The organism is Nonomuraea polychroma (genome assembly GCF_004011505.1).
Lineage (GTDB): Bacteria > Actinomycetota > Actinomycetes > Streptosporangiales > Streptosporangiaceae > Nonomuraea > Nonomuraea polychroma.
In genome coordinates, this window is sequence record NZ_SAUN01000001.1 from 7,676,361 (window position 1) to 7,693,529 (window position 17,169).

16 protein-coding genes are annotated in these 17,169 nt (G+C 68.7%); 7 read left to right on the plus strand and 9 right to left on the minus strand.

Annotation, left to right across the window (positions count from 1 at the left end):
- Positions 1–35: 35 nt before the first annotated feature.
- Positions 36–1,100, minus strand: coding sequence for an MBL fold metallo-hydrolase (locus EDD27_RS34975; protein WP_241564425.1), 1,065 nt, complete (start codon positions 1,098–1,100; stop codon positions 36–38).
- Positions 1,101–1,146: 46 nt separating this feature from the next.
- Here EDD27_RS34975 and EDD27_RS34980 point away from each other — a divergent pair, with 46 nt between their 5' ends.
- Positions 1,147–2,055: a glutathione S-transferase family protein gene (locus EDD27_RS34980; protein ID WP_241564426.1), complete on the plus strand. Its 909-nt coding sequence runs from the start codon at positions 1,147–1,149 to the stop codon at positions 2,053–2,055.
- On the opposite strand, the gene EDD27_RS34985 is transcribed toward EDD27_RS34980, so the two are convergent.
- Together EDD27_RS34985 and EDD27_RS34990 are read right to left on the minus strand one after the other, a co-directional pair.
- Positions 1,991–3,286 carry an MFS transporter gene (locus tag EDD27_RS34985; protein WP_127936187.1) on the minus strand — a complete coding sequence of 432 codons (1,296 nt, stop codon included), beginning with the start codon at positions 3,284–3,286 and terminating at the stop codon, positions 1,991–1,993. The genes EDD27_RS34980 and EDD27_RS34985 overlap by 65 nt on opposite strands.
- The gene (locus EDD27_RS34990) at positions 3,283–3,849 is read right to left on the minus strand and encodes a winged helix-turn-helix domain-containing protein (protein ID WP_164903922.1); all 567 of its coding nucleotides are present in this window, start codon (positions 3,847–3,849) and stop codon (positions 3,283–3,285) included. Before EDD27_RS34990 ends, EDD27_RS34985 begins: the two co-directional genes overlap by 4 nt.
- A gap of 66 nt (positions 3,850–3,915) precedes the next feature.
- Here EDD27_RS34990 and EDD27_RS34995 point away from each other — a divergent pair, with 66 nt between their 5' ends.
- The 5 genes from EDD27_RS34995 (at position 3,916) to EDD27_RS35015 (ending at position 10,442) form a co-directional block, all read left to right on the plus strand.
- The gene (locus EDD27_RS34995; RefSeq protein WP_127936189.1) at positions 3,916–4,560 is read left to right on the plus strand and encodes a B3/B4 domain-containing protein; all 645 of its coding nucleotides are present in this window, start codon (positions 3,916–3,918) and stop codon (positions 4,558–4,560) included.
- Positions 4,561–4,764: 204 nt separating this feature from the next.
- Entirely contained in the window at positions 4,765–8,403 is a 3,639-nt protein-coding gene (locus EDD27_RS35000; protein WP_127936190.1) for a multifunctional oxoglutarate decarboxylase/oxoglutarate dehydrogenase thiamine pyrophosphate-binding subunit/dihydrolipoyllysine-residue succinyltransferase subunit, read from the plus strand.
- 223 nt (positions 8,404–8,626) lie between these two features.
- Positions 8,627–8,806, plus strand: coding sequence for a DUF6104 family protein (locus EDD27_RS35005; protein WP_127941168.1), 180 nt, complete (start codon positions 8,627–8,629; stop codon positions 8,804–8,806).
- A 95-nt stretch (positions 8,807–8,901) separates the two neighbouring features.
- On the plus strand, positions 8,902–9,705 hold the full coding sequence (locus EDD27_RS35010; RefSeq protein WP_127936191.1) for a DUF4097 family beta strand repeat-containing protein: 804 nt from the start codon (positions 8,902–8,904) through the stop codon (positions 9,703–9,705).
- Positions 9,702–10,442, plus strand: a complete 741-nt coding sequence (locus tag EDD27_RS35015) for a PadR family transcriptional regulator (protein WP_127936192.1) — start codon at positions 9,702–9,704, stop codon at positions 10,440–10,442. Before EDD27_RS35010 ends, EDD27_RS35015 begins: the two co-directional genes overlap by 4 nt.
- Before the next feature lie 14 nt (positions 10,443–10,456).
- Here EDD27_RS35015 and EDD27_RS35020 read toward each other — a convergent pair whose 3' ends face one another.
- The 6 genes from EDD27_RS35020 to EDD27_RS35045 all read right to left on the minus strand — a co-directional run bounded on the left by EDD27_RS35020 (position 10,457) and on the right by EDD27_RS35045 (position 15,520).
- A complete protein-coding gene (locus EDD27_RS35020) occupies positions 10,457–11,308 on the minus strand; it encodes an oxygenase MpaB family protein (RefSeq protein WP_127936193.1) in 852 nt (283 codons plus the stop codon).
- Between the two features lie 76 nt (positions 11,309–11,384).
- Positions 11,385–12,341, minus strand: coding sequence for a zinc-binding dehydrogenase (locus EDD27_RS35025; protein WP_127936194.1), 957 nt, complete (start codon positions 12,339–12,341; stop codon positions 11,385–11,387).
- A 33-nt stretch (positions 12,342–12,374) separates the two neighbouring features.
- Positions 12,375–13,271 (minus strand): hypothetical protein, encoded by an 897-nt coding sequence (locus EDD27_RS35030; RefSeq protein WP_127936195.1) that lies wholly within the window; start codon positions 13,269–13,271, stop codon positions 12,375–12,377.
- A gap of 46 nt (positions 13,272–13,317) precedes the next feature.
- Positions 13,318–13,743 (minus strand): type II toxin-antitoxin system VapC family toxin, encoded by a 426-nt coding sequence (locus tag EDD27_RS35035; protein WP_127936196.1) that lies wholly within the window; start codon positions 13,741–13,743, stop codon positions 13,318–13,320.
- Positions 13,730–13,999 (minus strand): DUF6364 family protein, encoded by a 270-nt coding sequence (locus EDD27_RS35040; protein ID WP_127936197.1) that lies wholly within the window; start codon positions 13,997–13,999, stop codon positions 13,730–13,732. The genes EDD27_RS35035 and EDD27_RS35040 overlap by 14 nt, the downstream gene beginning before the upstream one ends.
- A gap of 81 nt (positions 14,000–14,080) precedes the next feature.
- The gene (locus EDD27_RS35045; RefSeq protein WP_127936198.1) at positions 14,081–15,520 is read right to left on the minus strand and encodes an acetyl-CoA synthetase; all 1,440 of its coding nucleotides are present in this window, start codon (positions 15,518–15,520) and stop codon (positions 14,081–14,083) included.
- A gap of 284 nt (positions 15,521–15,804) precedes the next feature.
- On the opposite strand from EDD27_RS35045, the gene EDD27_RS35050 reads away from it, so the two are divergent.
- Complete coding sequence (locus tag EDD27_RS35050; RefSeq protein WP_127936199.1) at positions 15,805–16,926, plus strand: trypsin-like serine peptidase; 1,122 nt, start codon at positions 15,805–15,807, stop codon at positions 16,924–16,926.
- Positions 16,927–17,169: the final 243 nt, after the last annotated feature.

Consider the following 17,169-nt stretch of genomic DNA (forward strand, 5'->3'; position numbering starts at 1 on the left):
GTTCTAGTACGAGTTACCATAACCCCCGCTCGGGGTCACCGGTCAGCGAGGCGCCACGATTCCGGATCGCCGGGGACCCGCACCACGCGCCCCTTGGCGGCCAGCCAGACCAGGTGGGCCAGGGTCTCGTTGTTGGCCGCGCGCCGCATGAACGGCGGGATCGTCTCCCACGGCCGCGACCAGCTCAGCCGGGTCGCCACGTCCCAGCACGTCACGCCGTCGCCGGCGGCGACGACCCGCTCGATCTCGGCCAGCCGCGCATCATGGTGGGCCAGGACGTGGTCGACCCGCTCGGCCAGCTCCAGGAACCGGTACTCGTGTGCGGGCAGCACCTCCTCGACGTCCAGCTTGCGCACGGCGGCCAGCGCGTCGAGGTAGTCGGCCAGCGGGTTCGGCGCGGACTGCGGGTGCACGGCCACGATGGGCGTGATCTTGGCCAGCACGTGGTCGCCGGAGAAAAGCAGCTTGCGCTCGGGCGAGACGAAGCACAGATGGCCCGGCGAGTGGCCGGGCGTCCAGACCGCCCGCAGGTCCCAGCCGGGCAGGCCGAGCTCGTCGCCGTCCTCCACCAGCCGGTCGGGCGAAGCCATGGAGACCATGTGCCTGATCATCATCGACGCGCCGGCCAGCTCGTCCAGCGTCAGCGGCGGCACTCCGCACCGGGCCAGCAGCGCCCGCTCCCGCTGGACCAGGGAGTCGATGGCCTCGTCGTCGTAACGCTCGCGGACCAGGCGCGCGTCGGCCGGATGCAGGGCGATCCAGGCGCCCGACGCCTCGCGGACGCGCCCGGCCAGGCCGTAGTGGTCGGGATGGATGTGGGTGACGAGCACGGCCTGGACGTCGGTGATCGCGTACCCGGCCACGCCGAGGCCGGCGACGAGCGCGTCGTACGCCTCGTCGGTGTTCCATCCGGCGTCGATGACGGCCACGCCGCCGGGCAGTTCCAGGGCGTAGACCAGGACGTACCGCAGCGGGTTGACCGGGATCGGCACCGGGATGGACCACAGTCCGGGGCGCACCCGCTCGACTCCTGGGATCGTCCCGCCGGTCCACGCTTCCCGCTGCGCCTCGCTGGCAGGCGTCACCACGAATTTCGACACAGGCCCGAATATAGTTCTGGATCCGAACCGTGTTCTACTGGGAGTCATGAAGCTGAGCCGCGAGATCTCAGACGATGGCCGCTTCGTCCGGCAGCCGAACCGCTTCACGGAACGGCTCGGCCCTCCCGAGCCCGGCCGGTACCGGGTCTACGCCTCCTACGCCTGTCCGTGGGCGCAACGCGTGCTGATCGTACGGAAACTGCTGGGCCTGGAGGACCTGCTGGACGTCACGATCGTCGACCCCATCAGGGACGAGAAGGGCTGGCGCATCCCCGACGGCGATCCCGAGTACCTGTCGGAGCTCTATCACGCGACCGACCCGGGTTACACGGGCCGCTACACCGTCCCCTGCGTCTGGGACACCAAGGACAAGCGCATCGTCACCAACGACTTCCCGCAGATCACCCTCGATCTGGAGATGTCCTGGGGCACCTTCCCCAACCTCTATCCCGAGCGTCTGCGCCCCGACATCGACATCATGAACGACCGTCTCTACCACGGACTCAACAACGCGGTGTACGAGGCGGGCTTCGCTCGCGACCAGCAGGCGTACGAGGAGGCGGTCGCGCGGGTCTTCACCACGCTCGACTTCCTCGAGGTGCGCCTGGCGGAGTCGGACTACCTCTTCGACACCCTCACCGAGAGCGACGTGCGCCTCTACACGACGCTGGCCAGGTTCGACAGCGTCTACTACGCGCACTTCAAGTGCTCGGTCCGGCGGTTGACCGACTATCCGGCGCTGTGGGCGTACGCACGCAGGCTCTACGCCATCCCGGCCTTCCACGAGACCACCGACTTCGACCACATCAAGCGCCACTACTACATGACCCAGCCGAACATCAATCCGACCCGGATCGTGCCAGTGGGGCCGGAACTCGACTGGCGAACGGTCAGGGAGAGCGGTAGCTCGCGTGACCAGCGAGGGCCGAGTGAGCGCGACCATTCAACACCGTAGCCGCCGGCATCCGGACGAACAGCAGGGCCGAGGCCAGCATCACGGTCGCGGCGACGGCCCAGGAGGCGGCCACGCCTGCCTGGGCGGCCAGGGCGCCGAGCGTGAGGGTGCCCAGGACCCCGCCGGACTGCAGGGACAACGAGGACGTCGAGGACACGGTCGTGCGCTCCGCGGCGGTGACCGCGTTGTGCGTCATCTCCAGGCATAGCAGGCCGGTCACGGAGCCGCCGATGAACAGGACGACGTAGGAGGCGCCGGCGGTCACGAGCCCGGCGGCACCGCCCAGCCCGGCCGTCGCGGCCAGCGCGCCGACCGACATGGCGGCCACCACGCGGCCCACGATCGCGCCTCCGGCAGAGCCGCCCGCCAGGCGCGCCACGCGGGGAGCCAGGGCACTGCCCGCGGCGCTGCCGGCGAACCCGAGCGCCGCGACGACGGCGTAGGCCATGCTGCCCAGCTCTGCCGTGCCGGCCAGCTCCGCAAGGCGGCCCGGGGTGAGCAGTTCGATGGACATCAGCAGCACGCCGCTGCTCGCCGATGCCAGCATCAGGCGGCGCAACACGGCTCCGCCGGCCGCCAGCCGCAACCCCGAGACGACCGTGGCGGGCACATCGCGCAGCACGCCCGCCAGGGACCTGCGGCCGTGAGGCGGTTCGGGCAGGGCGAACAGCACCACGACCAGGAGAACCGCCGCCGCCACCGCGCCCACCAGGGTCGGCGCGGCCAGCGGGAACATCAGCTCCGGCGGCGTGAGGAGCGGCAGACCGCCGCCGGCCAGCACGCCCACGCACAACGCCACCGACTCCATGGCGCCGCCGCGGGCCAGCCCCGGCTTGAGGTCGGCACCTGGGCCTTCGACGCGGTGCAGCGTGTCGACGTACCAGGAGGCGGCGGGTCCGCTGGACAGTGCCCTGGCCACGCCCTTGAGCACCTCGCTCACCAGGAACATCCAGAACGTCGTGGACACGCTCATCAGCGCGAGCGCCACCACGAGGAACGCGGCGGACGCGGCCAGCACCACGCGTCGCCCCACGACGTCGGCCAAGCCGCCGGTGGGGAGCTCCAGGCAGACGGTCACGATCGAGAACACGGTCACCGCCAGGCCGATCTGCGCCAGGCCGAGACCTCTCTCGGTCATCAGCAGCACCCCGGAGGGAATCATGAGCCCCAGCGGCAGCCAGGTCAGGAAGCACACGAGCATGTAGCGGCGTAAGGCGCGGCGGGCGGTCATCGGTCCTCCTGTCGGGTGCGCGGAACGGACCCCATCCAGACGTGGACCAGCTTGGCCTCGGGGTCGTCGGCGTATCGGGCGACGACGTCGCGCAGCAGCGCCTCGGCCTTGTCGTGGAACTCGCGCAGCGCGTCCGGCGGCAGATGGAGCATGTGATCGCTCATCCCCGACACGTCCACCCACTCGCGCGGCCAGTCAGCCAGGTCGAACTCCTCCATCACCCGTCCGACGAACTCCACCTGCCGCAAATGCATGATCCTGACGGCCTCACGCCCCTCGGCGGTGGCGGTCATCTCGACGGCGTCCCACGAGGTGTAGCGGTGGCGGGGGCGCCAGCGGCGTTCACGGCCGTCCCGCTGCTCGTCGTCCTCCTCGATGAAGCCGTACTTGAACAGCTCGCGCAGGTGGTAACTGGTCGAGCCGGAGCTCTCACCGACCTTGCGGGCCAGCTCGCTGGCCGTGGCCGGGCCGTCGGCGCGCAGCAGGCCGAGCAGGCGCACCCGCAACGGGTGGGCGACCACCTTCAGCACCTGCGGATCGCTGATCTTGTATTGCTCCTCCACAACCCCCACCATAGATCGCAAAGACAATTTTGCAAAGGGAATTTTGCGGATTGTAGGCTAGGCCTCATGCTTGATGACATTCGGGTGGACGACGCGGTCTTCGACCTACGACCGGACTTCGCGGTGCTGATCATGACCGCCCACGGCCTGCGCAACGGGCCGACCGACGACCGCTCCCGCGCCTGGCTGGCGGCGGCCTCCGAGGTGGAGGTGCAGACCGTGAAGATCGACGCGTGGAAGGACGCCTACCGTGCGTTCGGGGCCAAGCCGCAGCGGACCAGGCCCTCGGTCGACGCCCTCACCCGGCGCATGCCGTTGCCCGAGATCAACCAGGCCGTGGACGCGTACAACTCGATCAGCGTGAAGCACGCGCTGCCGATCGGCGGCGAGGACCTCGACCGCTACGTCGGCCCGCCGCGGCTGGTCAGGGCGGCCGGCGACGAGGCGTCGGAGGAGGCGCTCGGCACGCCGGAGCCCGGCGAGGTGATCTGGCGCGACGACGTCGGCGTCACCTGCCGCCGGTGGAACTGGCGCCAGGTGGTGCGCACGCGCCTCACCGAGGACACCACGAACGCGATCTTCCTGCTGGAGCGGCTGGAGCCGATGTCGCTGGAAGAGCTCAAGGAGGCAGGCGAGGAGCTCGCCGATCTCCTGTCGCAGCTGTCCCCTGACGTGCGGATCGCTAGCAGATTGCTGTCCAGCAGGAAATAAACCCGACGTCCTAGTGTTGATACCAAACAGCAATAAACGCGGCACCACCCGGATTGACGAGGGGGTCGTGACCTCTTTGCATGGTCTTGAGAGGATCGTGCGAGGCGGCACGGGTACCCCGGCGCGCGCTGCCGGTCCGGGCGAGTAGCCTTGGACAGGTTCTCTAACATCAACGCCGATCTGCGGAAGAGGGCGATTTCCGCCGTGTCGTCTGAGTCGTCGCGGACAAACCCGCTGGCAAGCTTTGGTCAGAACGAGTGGCTTGTCGACGAGCTGTATCAGAAGTACCTCCAGGACCCCGAGTCGGTCGACAAGGCCTGGTGGAACTTTTTCGCTGACTACAACCCTGATTACGGACCGGGCCGTACCCCGGTCAAAGAAGCGGCGAACGGCACTGTGACCGCCCCCGCTCCCACCCCGGCGCCTCCCAAGGCGCCACCGGCGGCCGAGAAGCCGAAGCAGCCGGCCACTCCGGTGCCCAAGGACGCCGAAGAGGTCAAGCTGCGCGGCGCCGCGGCCCGCACGGCGGCCAACATGGACCTGTCGCTGTCGGTGCCGACGGCGACGAGCGTGCGTGCCATCCCGGCCAAGCTGCTCATCGACAACCGCATTGTGATCAACAATCACCTCAAGCGGGGTCGCGGCGGCAAGGTCTCCTTCACGCACCTGATCGGCTTTGCGATCGTCAAGGCGTTGAAGGCCATGCCGGAGATGAACTACTCCTACGCGGAGGTCGAGGGCAAGCCGACGCTGGTCAAGCCCGCGCACGTGGGCTTCGGTCTGGCGATCGACGTGCAGAAGAGCAACGGCGAGCGCCAGCTGCTCGTGCCCTCGATCAAGGGCGCCGAGGAGATGGACTTCCGGCAGTTCTGGATGGCGTACGAGGAGGTCGTCCGCAAGGCCCGCGCCGGCAAGCTGGGCGTCGACGACTTCTCCGGCACCACGATCTCGCTGACCAACCCCGGCACGATCGGCACGGTGCACTCCGTGCCGCGCCTGATGCCCGGCCAGGGCACGATCATCGGCGTCGGCGCGATGGAATACCCGGCGGAATACCAGGGCGCCTCGCCCGACACGCTGTCGCGGCTGGCCGTCTCCAAGGTCATGACGCTGACCAGCACCTACGACCACCGGATCATCCAGGGCGCCCAGTCGGGTGACTTCCTGCGCCAGATCCACCGGCTGCTGCTCGGTGAGGACGGCTTCTACGACGAGATCTTCGAGGCGCTGCGGATCCCGTACGAGCCGGTCCGCTGGGTGCAGGACATCTCGGCCACCCACGACGACGACGTGGCCAAGTCCGCTCGTGTGATCGAGCTGATCCACGCCTACCGTGTCCGCGGCCACCTGATGGCCGAGACCGACCCGCTGGAGTACAAGCAGCGCAAGCACCCCGACCTCGACATCCAGTCGCACGGGCTGACGCTGTGGGACCTGGAGCGCGAGTTCGCCACCGGCGGCTTCGGCGGCAAGCCGCTGATGAAGCTGCGCGACATCCTGGGCGTGCTGCGTGACTCCTACTGCCGCACGGTCGGCATCGAGTACATGCACATCCAGAACCCCGAGGAGCGGGCCTGGATCCAGGCGCGGGTGGAGAAGGCGCACAAGTCGCCGGAGCGCGACGAGCAGCTCAACATCCTGTCGCGGCTCAACACCGCCGAGGCGTTCGAGACGTTCCTGCAGACGAAGTTCGTCGGCCAGAAGCGCTTCTCGCTGGAGGGCGGCGAGTCCCTGATCCCGCTGCTCGACTCCGTCCTCAGCGATGCCGCCGACGAGCACCTCGACGAGGTCGTCATCGGCATGGCCCACCGCGGCCGGCTCAACGTGCTGGCCAACATCGTGGGCAAGTCCTACGCCCAGATCTTCGGCGAGTTCGAGGGCAACATCGACCCGCGCACCGCGCACGGCTCGGGCGACGTGAAATACCACCTGGGCGCCACTGGAACGTTCACGGCGCCGAGCGGCAACACCATCACCGCGTCCGTGGTCGCCAACCCCTCCCACCTGGAGGCGGTCGACCCGGTGCTGGAGGGTGTCGTCCGCGCCAAGCAGGACCTCATCGAGCGTGGCGAGGAGGGCTTCACCGTCCTGCCCGTGCTCATCCACGGTGACGCGGCCTTCGCCGGCCAGGGCGTCGTGGCCGAGACGCTCAACCTGTCGCAGCTGCGCGGCTACCGCACCGGCGGCACCGTGCACGTGGTGGTCAACAACCAGGTCGGCTTCACGACCTCGCCCGCCTCGTCCCGCTCGTCGGTGTACGCCACCGACGTGGCCCGGATGATCCAGGCTCCGATCTTCCATGTCAACGGCGACGACCCCGAGCAGGTGGTCCGCGTGGGTCAGCTGGCCTACGAATACCGCCAGGCGTTCCGCAAGGACGTGGTCATCGACCTGATCTGCTACCGCCGCCGCGGCCACAACGAGGGCGACAACCCCGCCTTCACCCAGCCGCTGATGTACGACCTGATCGACGCCAAGCGCTCGACCCGCAAGCTCTACACCGAGGCGCTGATCGGCCGGGGCGACATCACGGTGGAGGAGGCCGAGTCCGCGCTGCGCGACTACCAGGCCAAGCTGGAGCAGGCGTTCACCGAGGTGCGGGAGGCGGCCAAGAAGCCGCAGGAGGCGGCCGCGATGCGGGTGCCGCCGACCGAGGTCGTCAAGTGGTCGCACGACGACACGCCGACCGCGATCACCCACGAGACGCTCAAGCGCATCGTCGACACCCAGCTCAACCTGCCCGACGGCTTCACGCCGCACCCGCGCCTGGCGCCGGTGCTGCAGCGCCGCGGTCAGATGGTGGAGCAGGACGCGATCGACTGGGCGATGGGCGAGACGCTGGCGTTCGGCTCGCTGCTGCTGGACGGCCACCCGGTGCGGCTGGTCGGCCAGGACTCGCGTCGCGGCACGTTCACCCAGCGCCACGCCGTGCTGGTGGACCGGATGACCGGCGCCGACCACACGCCGCTCAAGGCCTTCAACCAGGGCACCACGAAGTTCTACGTCTATGACTCGCTGCTGAGCGAGTTCGCGGCGCTGGGCTTCGAGTACGGCTACAGCGTCGTGCGCCCAGACGCCCTGGTCGCCTGGGAGGCGCAGTTCGGCGACTTCGTCAACGGCGCCCAGACGATCATCGACGAGTTCATCTCGTCGGGCGAGCAGAAGTGGGGCCAGAAGTCCTCGGTCGTGCTGCTGCTGCCGCACGGCTACGAGGGCCAGGGCCCGGACCACTCCTCGGCCCGCATCGAGCGGTTCCTGCAGGTCTGCGCGCTCGACAACATGACGGTCGCGCAGCCCACCACCCCGGCCAACTACTTCCACCTGCTGCGCTGGCAGGTGGAGTCGCAGCGGCACAAGCCGCTCGTGGTCTTCACGCCGAAGTGGCTGCTGCGCCACAAGGCGGCCACCTCCAAGGCGTCCGACTTCACCTCGGGCACCTTCCAGCCGGTCCTCGGCGACACCACCGTCGACCCGGCCAAGGTGACCAAGGTCGTCCTCACCTCCGGCAAGCTCTACTACGAGCTGGCCGCGCAGCGTGACAAGACGGGCCGGGACGACGTCGCCCTCGTCCGGCTGGAGCGGCTCTACCCGTTCCCGGCCGAGGAGCTGCAGGCCGAGCTGGGCCGGTACGACGCGCAGGTGGAGCTGGTGTGGGCCCAGGATGAGCCGGCCAACATGGGGCCGTGGCCTTACCTGACGCTGAAGCTGGCCGAGGACCCGCAGGCGCTGGCCGGCCGGCCGGTGCGGCGGGTGTCGCGCACGCCCAACAGCTCGCCGGCGACGGGCTCGCACCACGGCCACGACACCGAGCTGGAGGAGATCCTCCACCAGGTGTACGGCTGACGAGCCAGCCCGACCTGCTCCTGAATGGGCAGTTGTCAGCAGCTGATCAGCTGCTGACAACTGCCATTTTCAGTAGGTGGCTCCGTGCGCCGGCCTCAGAAGACGACCTGCGCGAGCTGGAGCATCGCGGGCTACTCACTAAAGTCAGACGAGGGCGCGCCGATGCCTGGGTTTCCGGTCGGCGACCTCGCGTCACGGCTGCGTACGGATTGAATGGAGAATGATGTACTTCACCGATCGGGGGATCGAGGAGCTGGTCGAACGACGCGGCGAGGAAGAGGTCAGCCTGCTGTGGCTGGGTGAGCGGCTGCGCGAGTTCGTGGACCTCAACCCCGAGTTCGAGATCCCGATCGAGCGGCTGGCCACGTGGCTGGCGCGGCTCGACGACGAGGACGAGGACTAGCTCCACACCCCTCCAAACGCGATACATCTTGAGTTTTGGAGAGACGCGACATATCGTGTCTTATATAGAGATGTGTCGCCAGGAGGGCGGAGATCATGCAGCAGTGGACGATCGAGGCACCGGAGCAGCTGACGTTCGGCCCAGTGGAGTCGCTCGACGTGCGCATCGTCGCCGGGCGGCTGGCCGTGCTCGCCAGCGAGGGCCCGCCCACACTCGAGGTGGCCGAGTTCGAGTCGGCCTCGCCGCTGATGGTGACCTATGACGAGGACGCCAGGGAGCTCTCCGTCACGTACAAGGATCTCAGCTGGGACGGTCTGCTCGGCTGGCTGCGGCGCGACCGTCGCAGGACGGTCCTGACGATCACCGTGCCGAAGGGCTGTCGTGTCAACGCCGGGGTGGTGTCCGCTCCCGCCGTGGTGGCCGGGTTCGAGAGGATGACCCAGGTGCGGAGCGTGAACGCCGAGATCGTGCTGGACGGGGTCAGCGGCGACGTCAGCGCCACCACCGTCTCGGGGCCGGTCGAGAGCCGGGCCATGGACGGCGATCTCGCGTTCAAGAGCGTCTCGGGAGACCTGACCGTGGCCGACGGCACGCCGCGCCGGCTGAAGGCGAACACGGTCTCCGGCCGCATCACCGCCGATCTGGCCCTGCGACCCACGGGTCATGTCACGCTCAACAGCGTTTCCGGTGACATCCTGGTCAGACTGCCGGAGAACGTGGACGCCGACGTCAGCGTGAGGTCCACGTCCGGCAGGCTAGTGAGCACGTTCGAGGAATTGTTCAACACGAGCAGCCCGGGCACGAAGACGATGTCAGGGCGGCTGGGCGGCGGCATGGCCTCGCTGTCGGCGATCACGGTCTCCGGCGAGGTCGCGCTGCTCAAGGGAGAGAAGGAATGAGCCCTGTCTTCGGTCACGGCCGGCTCCGGCTGTACCTGCTCAAGCTGCTGGAGGAGAGCCCGCGCCACGGTTACGAGGTGATCAGGCTGCTCCAGGACCGCTTCCTCGGCGTCTACTCGCCCTCCCCCGGCACGATCTACCCCCGCCTCGCCCGCCTGGAGGAGGAGGGCCTGGTGACGCACGAGGTGGTCGAGGGCAAGAAGGTGTTCTCCATCACCGACAAAGGCCGCGAGGAGCTGAACGCCCGCCTCGACGAGCTCGACGACCTGGAGCAGGAGATCTCCGCCTCGGTACGCGACATCGCCCGTGAGGTCAAGGAGGACGTCCGCGACACGGTCAGGTCCCTGCGTGACGAGCTGACGCGGATGGCCAAGGACGTGCGCACCGGCGGCAAGGAGGACACCACGCGGCTCAGGGAGCGGCAGAGGGAGGACCTCAAACGGCTGCGGGAGCAGCAGAAGCGGCAGTGGACGGAGCACGCCTACCAGTGGCAGGGGCAGGGTGAGCGGCTGGCCGGCGAGTGGCGCAGGATCTGGACGGAGATCTGGTCCACGCTCGGCAGCGAGGCGCCCAGCCGCGCCGATCTCGATGCCGAGCTGGGCGAGCTGCTCGCCGACTTCGTCGGCCAGGCCCGGCAGGAGGCGTCGCAGGCCCGGCTGACGCCGGAGAAGCTGGCCGAGCTGCGTACGACTCTCGACGACGCGAGCCGTCGCATCCGCGACATCCTCGAGTCCTGACCTGACACCGCCCGCTACGCGGAGCGGAGCTGGCGCTCGATGCGGCGGGAGATCCGTGCGGCCTTGCGCGCGTGGTAGGCGATGGGCATGTAACGCAGGCGTTCGGGCAGGCGGGGCGTCAACACCGCCACCGCGTGCCCGAGATGCCGCAACCGCCGCTCCTCCCGTGCCGTCCACCGCAGCCCCAGCTTCCTGCGTACGGCGGCCGGCAGCGTGCCGACGGTCACGAAGTGGTTGAACTCCCCCGAGCCCACCCCCACCGGCGTCCACAGCCGCCGCAGCGGCCTGGGGAGCCCTGGAGGCGCCGGGGTGCCGCGCAGAACCGCCAACACGTCCAGCGCGGTCGGGTGTGCCTCCAGCCGGTCGGCCACCATGCTGTCGAAGTATCGCCAGAACGCCTCCAGGTCGGCGGGCATCTCCCGCTCGGGCACCCTGAGGATGGCGCCGAGCTGCCGTGACTCGGCGTAGAAGCGGCGCTCCTGCTCGACGGTGAGCGGCGTGCCGAAGTAACGGTTGAGTGCGATGAAGCGCTCGAACAACGACAGGTGCACCCACGCCCACGCCTCGCCGTTCAGCGCGTGGTAGGGCCGGCCCTGCTCGTCGACGCCGCCGATCGACCGGTGCACCTGCCGGAGGCGCTCGCCCTCGGCCGGTCCGTCGGCGTACACCCACTTCTGCACGGACTCGAGCGTGCGGGTGAGCCGGCCCCATGGGTCGTCCTTGTACACGGAGTATTCGGCCACGGCCGCGCCGACCGCCGGATGCATGGTCTGCAGCACCAGCGCGCTGCCCGCGACCAGTAGATTGCGATATTCCCCCGCGGTGTCCCAGTGCATCGAACCCGGACCGAAGGGCTCAATGTCCATGGTTACCGCCTCCCGGTTGATACAACCTCATTTTCCTTGTATCACCCAGGAGGCACAGAAGTAACCCTTCACTTATTCACACCGCAAAAACGATCTTTCCGAAGATCTCCCCTTCCGCCATCGCGGCGAACCCGTCCCGCGCCTGCGCCAGCGGCAACGTCCTGTCGATCTGCGGCCGCAGGCCGGTCTGCTCCATGAACACGGCCAGGCGCTGGAGCTGGTCGCGGGTCCCCATCGTGGACCCGACCACGGACAACTGCAGGAAGAAGACCCGGTTGAGGTCCGCGGGCGGGACCGCGCCGCTGGTGGCGCCGCTGACGACGATGCGCCCGCCGGGTTTGAGCGACTTGAGCGAGTGGTCCCAGGTGGCCTGGCCGACGGTCTCCATGACCGCGTCCACCCGCTCCGGCAGCCGCGCGCCGGTCTCGAACACCTGGTCGGCGCCGAGTTGGCGGGCACGATCGCGCTTGGCCTCGGAGCGGCTGGTGGCCCAGACCCGGTAGCCGCCGGCCCGGCCGAGCGCGATCAGCGCGGTGGCGACGCCCCCGCCGGCGCCCTGCACCAGCACGGTGGAGCCCGGCTCGAGATCGGCCTTGTCGAACAACATGCGGTACGCGGTCAGCCACGCCGTCGGCAGGCAGGCGGCCTCCTCGAAGCTGAGCGCGGACGGCTTGGGCACGAGGTTGCGGCGCGGCACGGCCACGCGCTCGGCGAACGTGCCGTCGTACACCTCCGACAGCAGCGTGCGCTTGGGATCGAGGGTCTCGTCCGCGCCCGTGCCGATCACGGAGTGCACGATGACCTCGTTGCCGTCCTCGTCCACCCCGGCGGCGTCGCAGCCGAGCACGATCGGCAGCCGGTCCTGCTTGATGCCGACGCCCTTGAGCGTCCACAGGTCGTGGTGGTTGAGTGCGGCCGCCCGCACGGAGACGGTCGTCCATCCGTCCGGCGCCTTCGGCTCCGGGTGCTCCCCGAGCGTGAGTCCGGCGAGCGGGTTGTCGGGATCGGTCTGTGTGGCGGTAACGGCGAACATGGCCGCACCTTACTAAGCGAACGTGGCCGCGCCTTACTGTGAGGCCCGTCCCTTTACCGTGACCCGAATCCCATCGATCGCCATCTCTCTGAACCGCCCCGGCCCCGTGACGGCGACCAGCACGTCACCCCGGCACACCGACTCGGCCGGCCGCCCACGCCCGTCGATGATGAACGGCATCCTGGCCTTCTTCGCGCATCCGGGAGTGGGCACGAGCGCGATCATCTCCCTGGCGCCGCCGAACCACAGCTGCGGCCCGACCGGATTCCCTTCAGCGATCTCGCCTGGCTCGAGCAGCCGCACCGTCCCGCCGGCCGACAACACCAGATAACCGTCCTTGGTCACCGTCCCCTTCAAGCTCCGCGCGACGGCGAGCCGCTGCTCGAACGTCAGCCCCTGGCCCCGGTCGTACATCGCCAGCCGCCACTTCTCGAACGCGAACAGCAGCACCTGCCCGTACGAGCCGCTGCCTGCCTGACGTGGCCAGAGCGTGACGTTGGGCGCGTAGTTCCTGATCGGCTGCCCACCCCGGGTGATCTCGATCTCCCCGCCGTACGGGGCCACGAACTGGCGGTAGACCCCGTCGATCCACACGCCCTGGAACGGCCGCGACCCCATCCCGGCCAGATCCAGCTCGGCCGGATAGCGCACCTCGGCCTTGACGCCGTGCGGGAACACCACCTCGATCACCTCGTCGCCGCCCTTGGCCGCCCTTGACGGGACCTGCAGGACGTTCGGCGGGCTTTCGAGCCTGGTCAGGGACCTGATCGGCTCGGGGGTGGGTCGAGTAGCCGGGAGGAGCGGCTCGGGGTCCCGGCTGGCGATCAACCCGATGACGGGGACCGCCAGGACCGCCACCACCACGACCAGCCCGATCCACCGGCGGCGGCCGCGCTGGCCCGCCTCGATGACGTCGAACTGGTCAGCCATCGGCGTTCCTTGCCGAGTAGTGCGGCTTGCGCCCCTCGCCTCCAGTTCAGTTGAGCGGCGACCGCCAGCGCAAGCCCTCGAACCTGGCGAAGTCCTTGTCGCAGGTTACGAATTCACAACCGTGCTCGATCGCGAGGGCGGCGAGGTAGGCGTCAGGGATGAGCTTGCCGCGCGCGTCGGCCTTGCGGCACAGCTTGACGAAGATCTCCCAGTGGCGCGGACCGGCGTGCACCACGACGGCGTGCGGCTGGTGCCGGACGGTGTCGGCGAACTCCCGTGCGTCGTCGAACGAGGTGGCCCCGGGAATGCGGGGATCGGTGGCCACGCGGATGAAGCCGTTGAGCGCGAAGTCGCTGACGGCGTAGGCCTCATCGCCCTGCAGGAGCTTCATGACCACGGCAAGGCACTGCTCGTGATGATCGGCGTCCCGCCGCTGCGCGTTGACGAACACGTTCGTGTCAAGCATCCTCATGGCCGGCCCTCAGCACATGCTCGACGTCGTCCTGGTAGAGGAGCTCCTTGATGTCGGCCCAGATCAGCTTGGGACCGTGGGGGTCCCCGGAGAGCGGGAGCTTGATCGGGGGCCGTTCCGCGACATCGGCGGAGCGGTGAATGAGTTGCCGCAAGGCGTCCTCCATCACTGAGTTGAGACTGCGTCCTTTTCGCGCCGCGTACGCCTTCGCCTCGTTGAGGAGCTGCTCGTCGATGCGCACCGTTGTCCTCCGCATGACTCCAGCGTCCGCGCGTGACATATAAATGTCAACACCGCAGCGTAGTCGAACGGTCACTCGATTGACGACTACTTTACGTCACCACGCGGCCACATTGACCTTCCCGTCCGTCGTCAGCCGCACCTCCTCGCCCACCAACTCCCGGCATTCGGCATCCGCCAGCAGCTCAGACCGCTCCACCACCGCATGCGCCCGCCCGCCACCCGGCAGATCCACCACGAGAACCCCCCTCTCGGCACTCCCGTCCCGACCGTGCGCCACCGTGTACCCCGCGACCACGGCAGGCCCCTCGTAGGCGCCCACGATCGGCACCCCTTTGGCCACGAACACCGGCGCCGCATCCCCCAGCCGCCCGCCCGGCTCGCTCGACCACACCGCGTACGTGTGCTTGGTCAGGTGCATCCCCACCCCGGTCACCAGCCCGTGCCCCGACTGCGCCCGCAGCAGCCCCGCCATGGTGGCGGTCGAGTGCAGGACGTAGTCGCTGGCCGGCCCGCCCGCGTACGGCAGCCCGCCGGTCACCGTCAGCCCGCGCCGCTCCAGCGGATCGAGCCCGAGCGCGTCGCACGCCTGCCGCAGCGCGATCGCGAAACAGCTGTAGAGGTCGATCGCGTCCATGTCACCGAGCTCCAGCCCCGCCCGCTCGAAGGCGGCGGCGGCGACCCGCGGGATGGCCTGGGACGCGCCGAGCGCGGGCCGGGCGGCCACCTCCCACGTGTCCTCGCCGTACGCCCACCCCCGCAGGTACACCCGCTGCTCCGCGGGCACGCCGAGCCCGTCGGCCAGCCGCGTGCTCGCCAGGACGACGGCGGCCGCCTGGTCCACCTCCAGCACGGCCACGGTGTTCCTGGTGTAGGGCCAGCCGACGAAACGATCGCCGGTCACGAGCTCCTCGGCGGTGCGGGCGGTCCTGCGCCACGCGTACGGGTTCGCGGCGGCCACCTCGGTCATCGGCGCCATCATCCGCGCCCGGTCGCGTATCTCCTCTTCGATGGACAGTCCGAGCGCCGCCCGCCGCGCCGTCTCCATGATCGCGTACGTGTGCACCGGCAGGAACAGCCCGTGCGCCAGCTCCGCGGGATGCGGCGGGCGTTCCCACCCGTACGGGGGTTTGGGGTGGGCAGGGTGGCTCCACGGCACGTGCTCGCCCGCCAGCCGGTACGCCCGCCGCGTGGCCAGCGCCTCGGCGCCCGCCACGAGCGCGGAGTCGAACTCCCCCGCCGCGATCCCGGCCGCCGCCGCGCCGACGAGCAGGTGCGGGGCCGTACCGCTGACCTTGGAGTACGCCCGGTGACGAGGCGCGGCGCCGAGGCGCTCGGCGAGCCGGCCGACCGGCGAGTCGTACTGCCAGGAGTCGGTGTAGACGATCTGGATCGAGTCGAGCCGCTCGACGGGGAGCCGGGCGTCGGCAGCGGCCTCACGGGCGACCTCCTCCCACAGGGCAAGCGGTTCGGGGCCGGGCTGCTCGCGAATGGTGCGTTGCGCGATGCCGATGAGACAGGGGGTGCGCGGATCCATGAGCCCATTCAACCAGAACAACATTCGGTTGGTAAGAAGTGGCTTTTGATAATTACCGTTGCCGCTGTTACGGGGGACAATTAAGCACCCCGGACGACCTGCGGAAATGCTTTCTCGTCATACATGCGATTTCGCTATCTCTATAACGGAATGGAACCGGGCCATGCTTTTTCACGTCGTTTCCTGGCCGCCCGCTCGCGCCATTCATTAACGTTCCGATCGTTTTCCTGGCCCACCGGGGCGCAGTACCCCGCTCTGGGCCGCCGAGAACTGAGAGGAGCTCCATGTATTCCCGAGCAAGGCGCATCGCGATCCCGCTCGCCGGCCTGGTGGCCATCGGGCTGGCCGCGGGAATGGTCAGCGGCGCCGCGGCGAGCGCGACGGCACCCTCCGACGTCATCTCCAAGAACGCCGCCACCCCCGCCGAGCAGGCGATCCAGTTCTGGACGCCGGACCGCATCAAGCTGGCCACCGACCACAACGACGGCCTGGACCTGACGTCGAAGGGCGTCAAGGGCAGCAATGACACCCCCGACGGCCCGCCCGGCTCCGTGCCGCCGATCGGCGAGGAGAAGACGAAGGCCAAGAAGAGCAAGCACGTCAACCTGCCGAACACCGTCGGCCGCGTTTTCTTCACGCTGCCGAAGGCCGACCCGCGTAATCCGAAGAACTGGCGCTACTGCTCGGCCAGTTCGGTGCAGGGCAAGTACCGCAACCTCGTGGCGACCTCCGCCCACTGCGTGTACGACACCAGCAAGAACACCTTCTACGACAACTGGATCTTCATTCCTTCGTACTGGGACGGCGACAAGGTCTGGGAGGGCAAGGCCCCCTACGGCATTTACGCCGCCAAGACGTTCAACGCGCACGACGACTTCGTCGTGAAGGAGGACTACGACTTCGACTACGCGTTCGTCAACGTCTACAACGGCATCAAGGTCAAGTGGGAGAAGGTCAACGGCCGGTGGCAGTGGACGGTCAAGAACGCCGGCCGGCTCGGTGACAACGTCGGCGGCCAGGGCTTCACCTGGAACCGGAGCACCAAGCTGAACGTGTTCTCCTTCGGCTACCCGGCGGGCGAGCACCCCGACGGCGACAAGCCGTACACCGGCCGCACGATGAAGTTCTGCTACGGCAAGACCAAGCCGATGCCCGAGGCCAGGAAGTACAACCTGCAGGAGCACATCGGGTTCAAGTGCTCCTTCACCGCCGGAGCCAGCGGCGGACCGTTCCTCTACAACTACAAGAGCGCGTCGCGCACCGGCTACCTGGTCGGCGTGAACAGCGTCGCGTGGGACACCGACGGCAACGACCGTTACGACCACATCTCGTCGCCTTACTTCAACGGCGACACGTACAAGGTCTACAAGGCCGCCGCCAACCGGTGGACCGGCAACATGCCGTGACGAGTTGGCACCCTGGGCCTCGGATCCCGTACGGGATCCGGGGCCTTCCCCCTTCACCAGTTCTCCAGTTCACCGGTGAATGGCGCGCACAATTCAACTCCGCGCGCACCCTCGGTGACCTGCGGTGATGTCGATCTTTACTGATCGTTTGAGGGTATCCGGAGTAGTTGGCTGACGGTGCGCTTATAGTGCACAAGGGACCGTAGATCAGGTAACGAATCTCTATCCGAGCTGCAATACCCT

Excerpts from the sequence above, each read along its gene's own strand:
- EDD27_RS34980 (WP_241564426.1), top strand. The coding sequence starts at position 1,147 with ATGAAGCTGAGCCGCGAGATCTCAGACGATGGCCGCTTCGTCCGGCAG.
- EDD27_RS34985 (WP_127936187.1), bottom strand. The coding sequence starts at position 3,286 with ATGACCGCCCGCCGCGCCTTACGCCGCTACATGCTCGTGTGCTTCCTG.
- EDD27_RS34995 (WP_127936189.1), top strand. The coding sequence starts at position 3,916 with ATGCTTGATGACATTCGGGTGGACGACGCGGTCTTCGACCTACGACCG.
- EDD27_RS35005 (WP_127941168.1), top strand. The coding sequence starts at position 8,627 with ATGTACTTCACCGATCGGGGGATCGAGGAGCTGGTCGAACGACGCGGC.
- EDD27_RS35010 (WP_127936191.1), top strand. The coding sequence starts at position 8,902 with ATGCAGCAGTGGACGATCGAGGCACCGGAGCAGCTGACGTTCGGCCCA.
- EDD27_RS35015 (WP_127936192.1), top strand. The coding sequence starts at position 9,702 with ATGAGCCCTGTCTTCGGTCACGGCCGGCTCCGGCTGTACCTGCTCAAG.
- EDD27_RS35020 (WP_127936193.1), bottom strand. The coding sequence starts at position 11,308 with ATGGACATTGAGCCCTTCGGTCCGGGTTCGATGCACTGGGACACCGCG.
- EDD27_RS35025 (WP_127936194.1), bottom strand. The coding sequence starts at position 12,341 with ATGTTCGCCGTTACCGCCACACAGACCGATCCCGACAACCCGCTCGCC.
- EDD27_RS35030 (WP_127936195.1), bottom strand. The coding sequence starts at position 13,271 with ATGGCTGACCAGTTCGACGTCATCGAGGCGGGCCAGCGCGGCCGCCGC.
- EDD27_RS35035 (WP_127936196.1), bottom strand. The coding sequence starts at position 13,743 with ATGAGGATGCTTGACACGAACGTGTTCGTCAACGCGCAGCGGCGGGAC.
- EDD27_RS35040 (WP_127936197.1), bottom strand. The coding sequence starts at position 13,999 with ATGCGGAGGACAACGGTGCGCATCGACGAGCAGCTCCTCAACGAGGCG.
- EDD27_RS35045 (WP_127936198.1), bottom strand. The coding sequence starts at position 15,520 with ATGGATCCGCGCACCCCCTGTCTCATCGGCATCGCGCAACGCACCATT.
- EDD27_RS35050 (WP_127936199.1), top strand. The coding sequence starts at position 15,805 with ATGTATTCCCGAGCAAGGCGCATCGCGATCCCGCTCGCCGGCCTGGTG.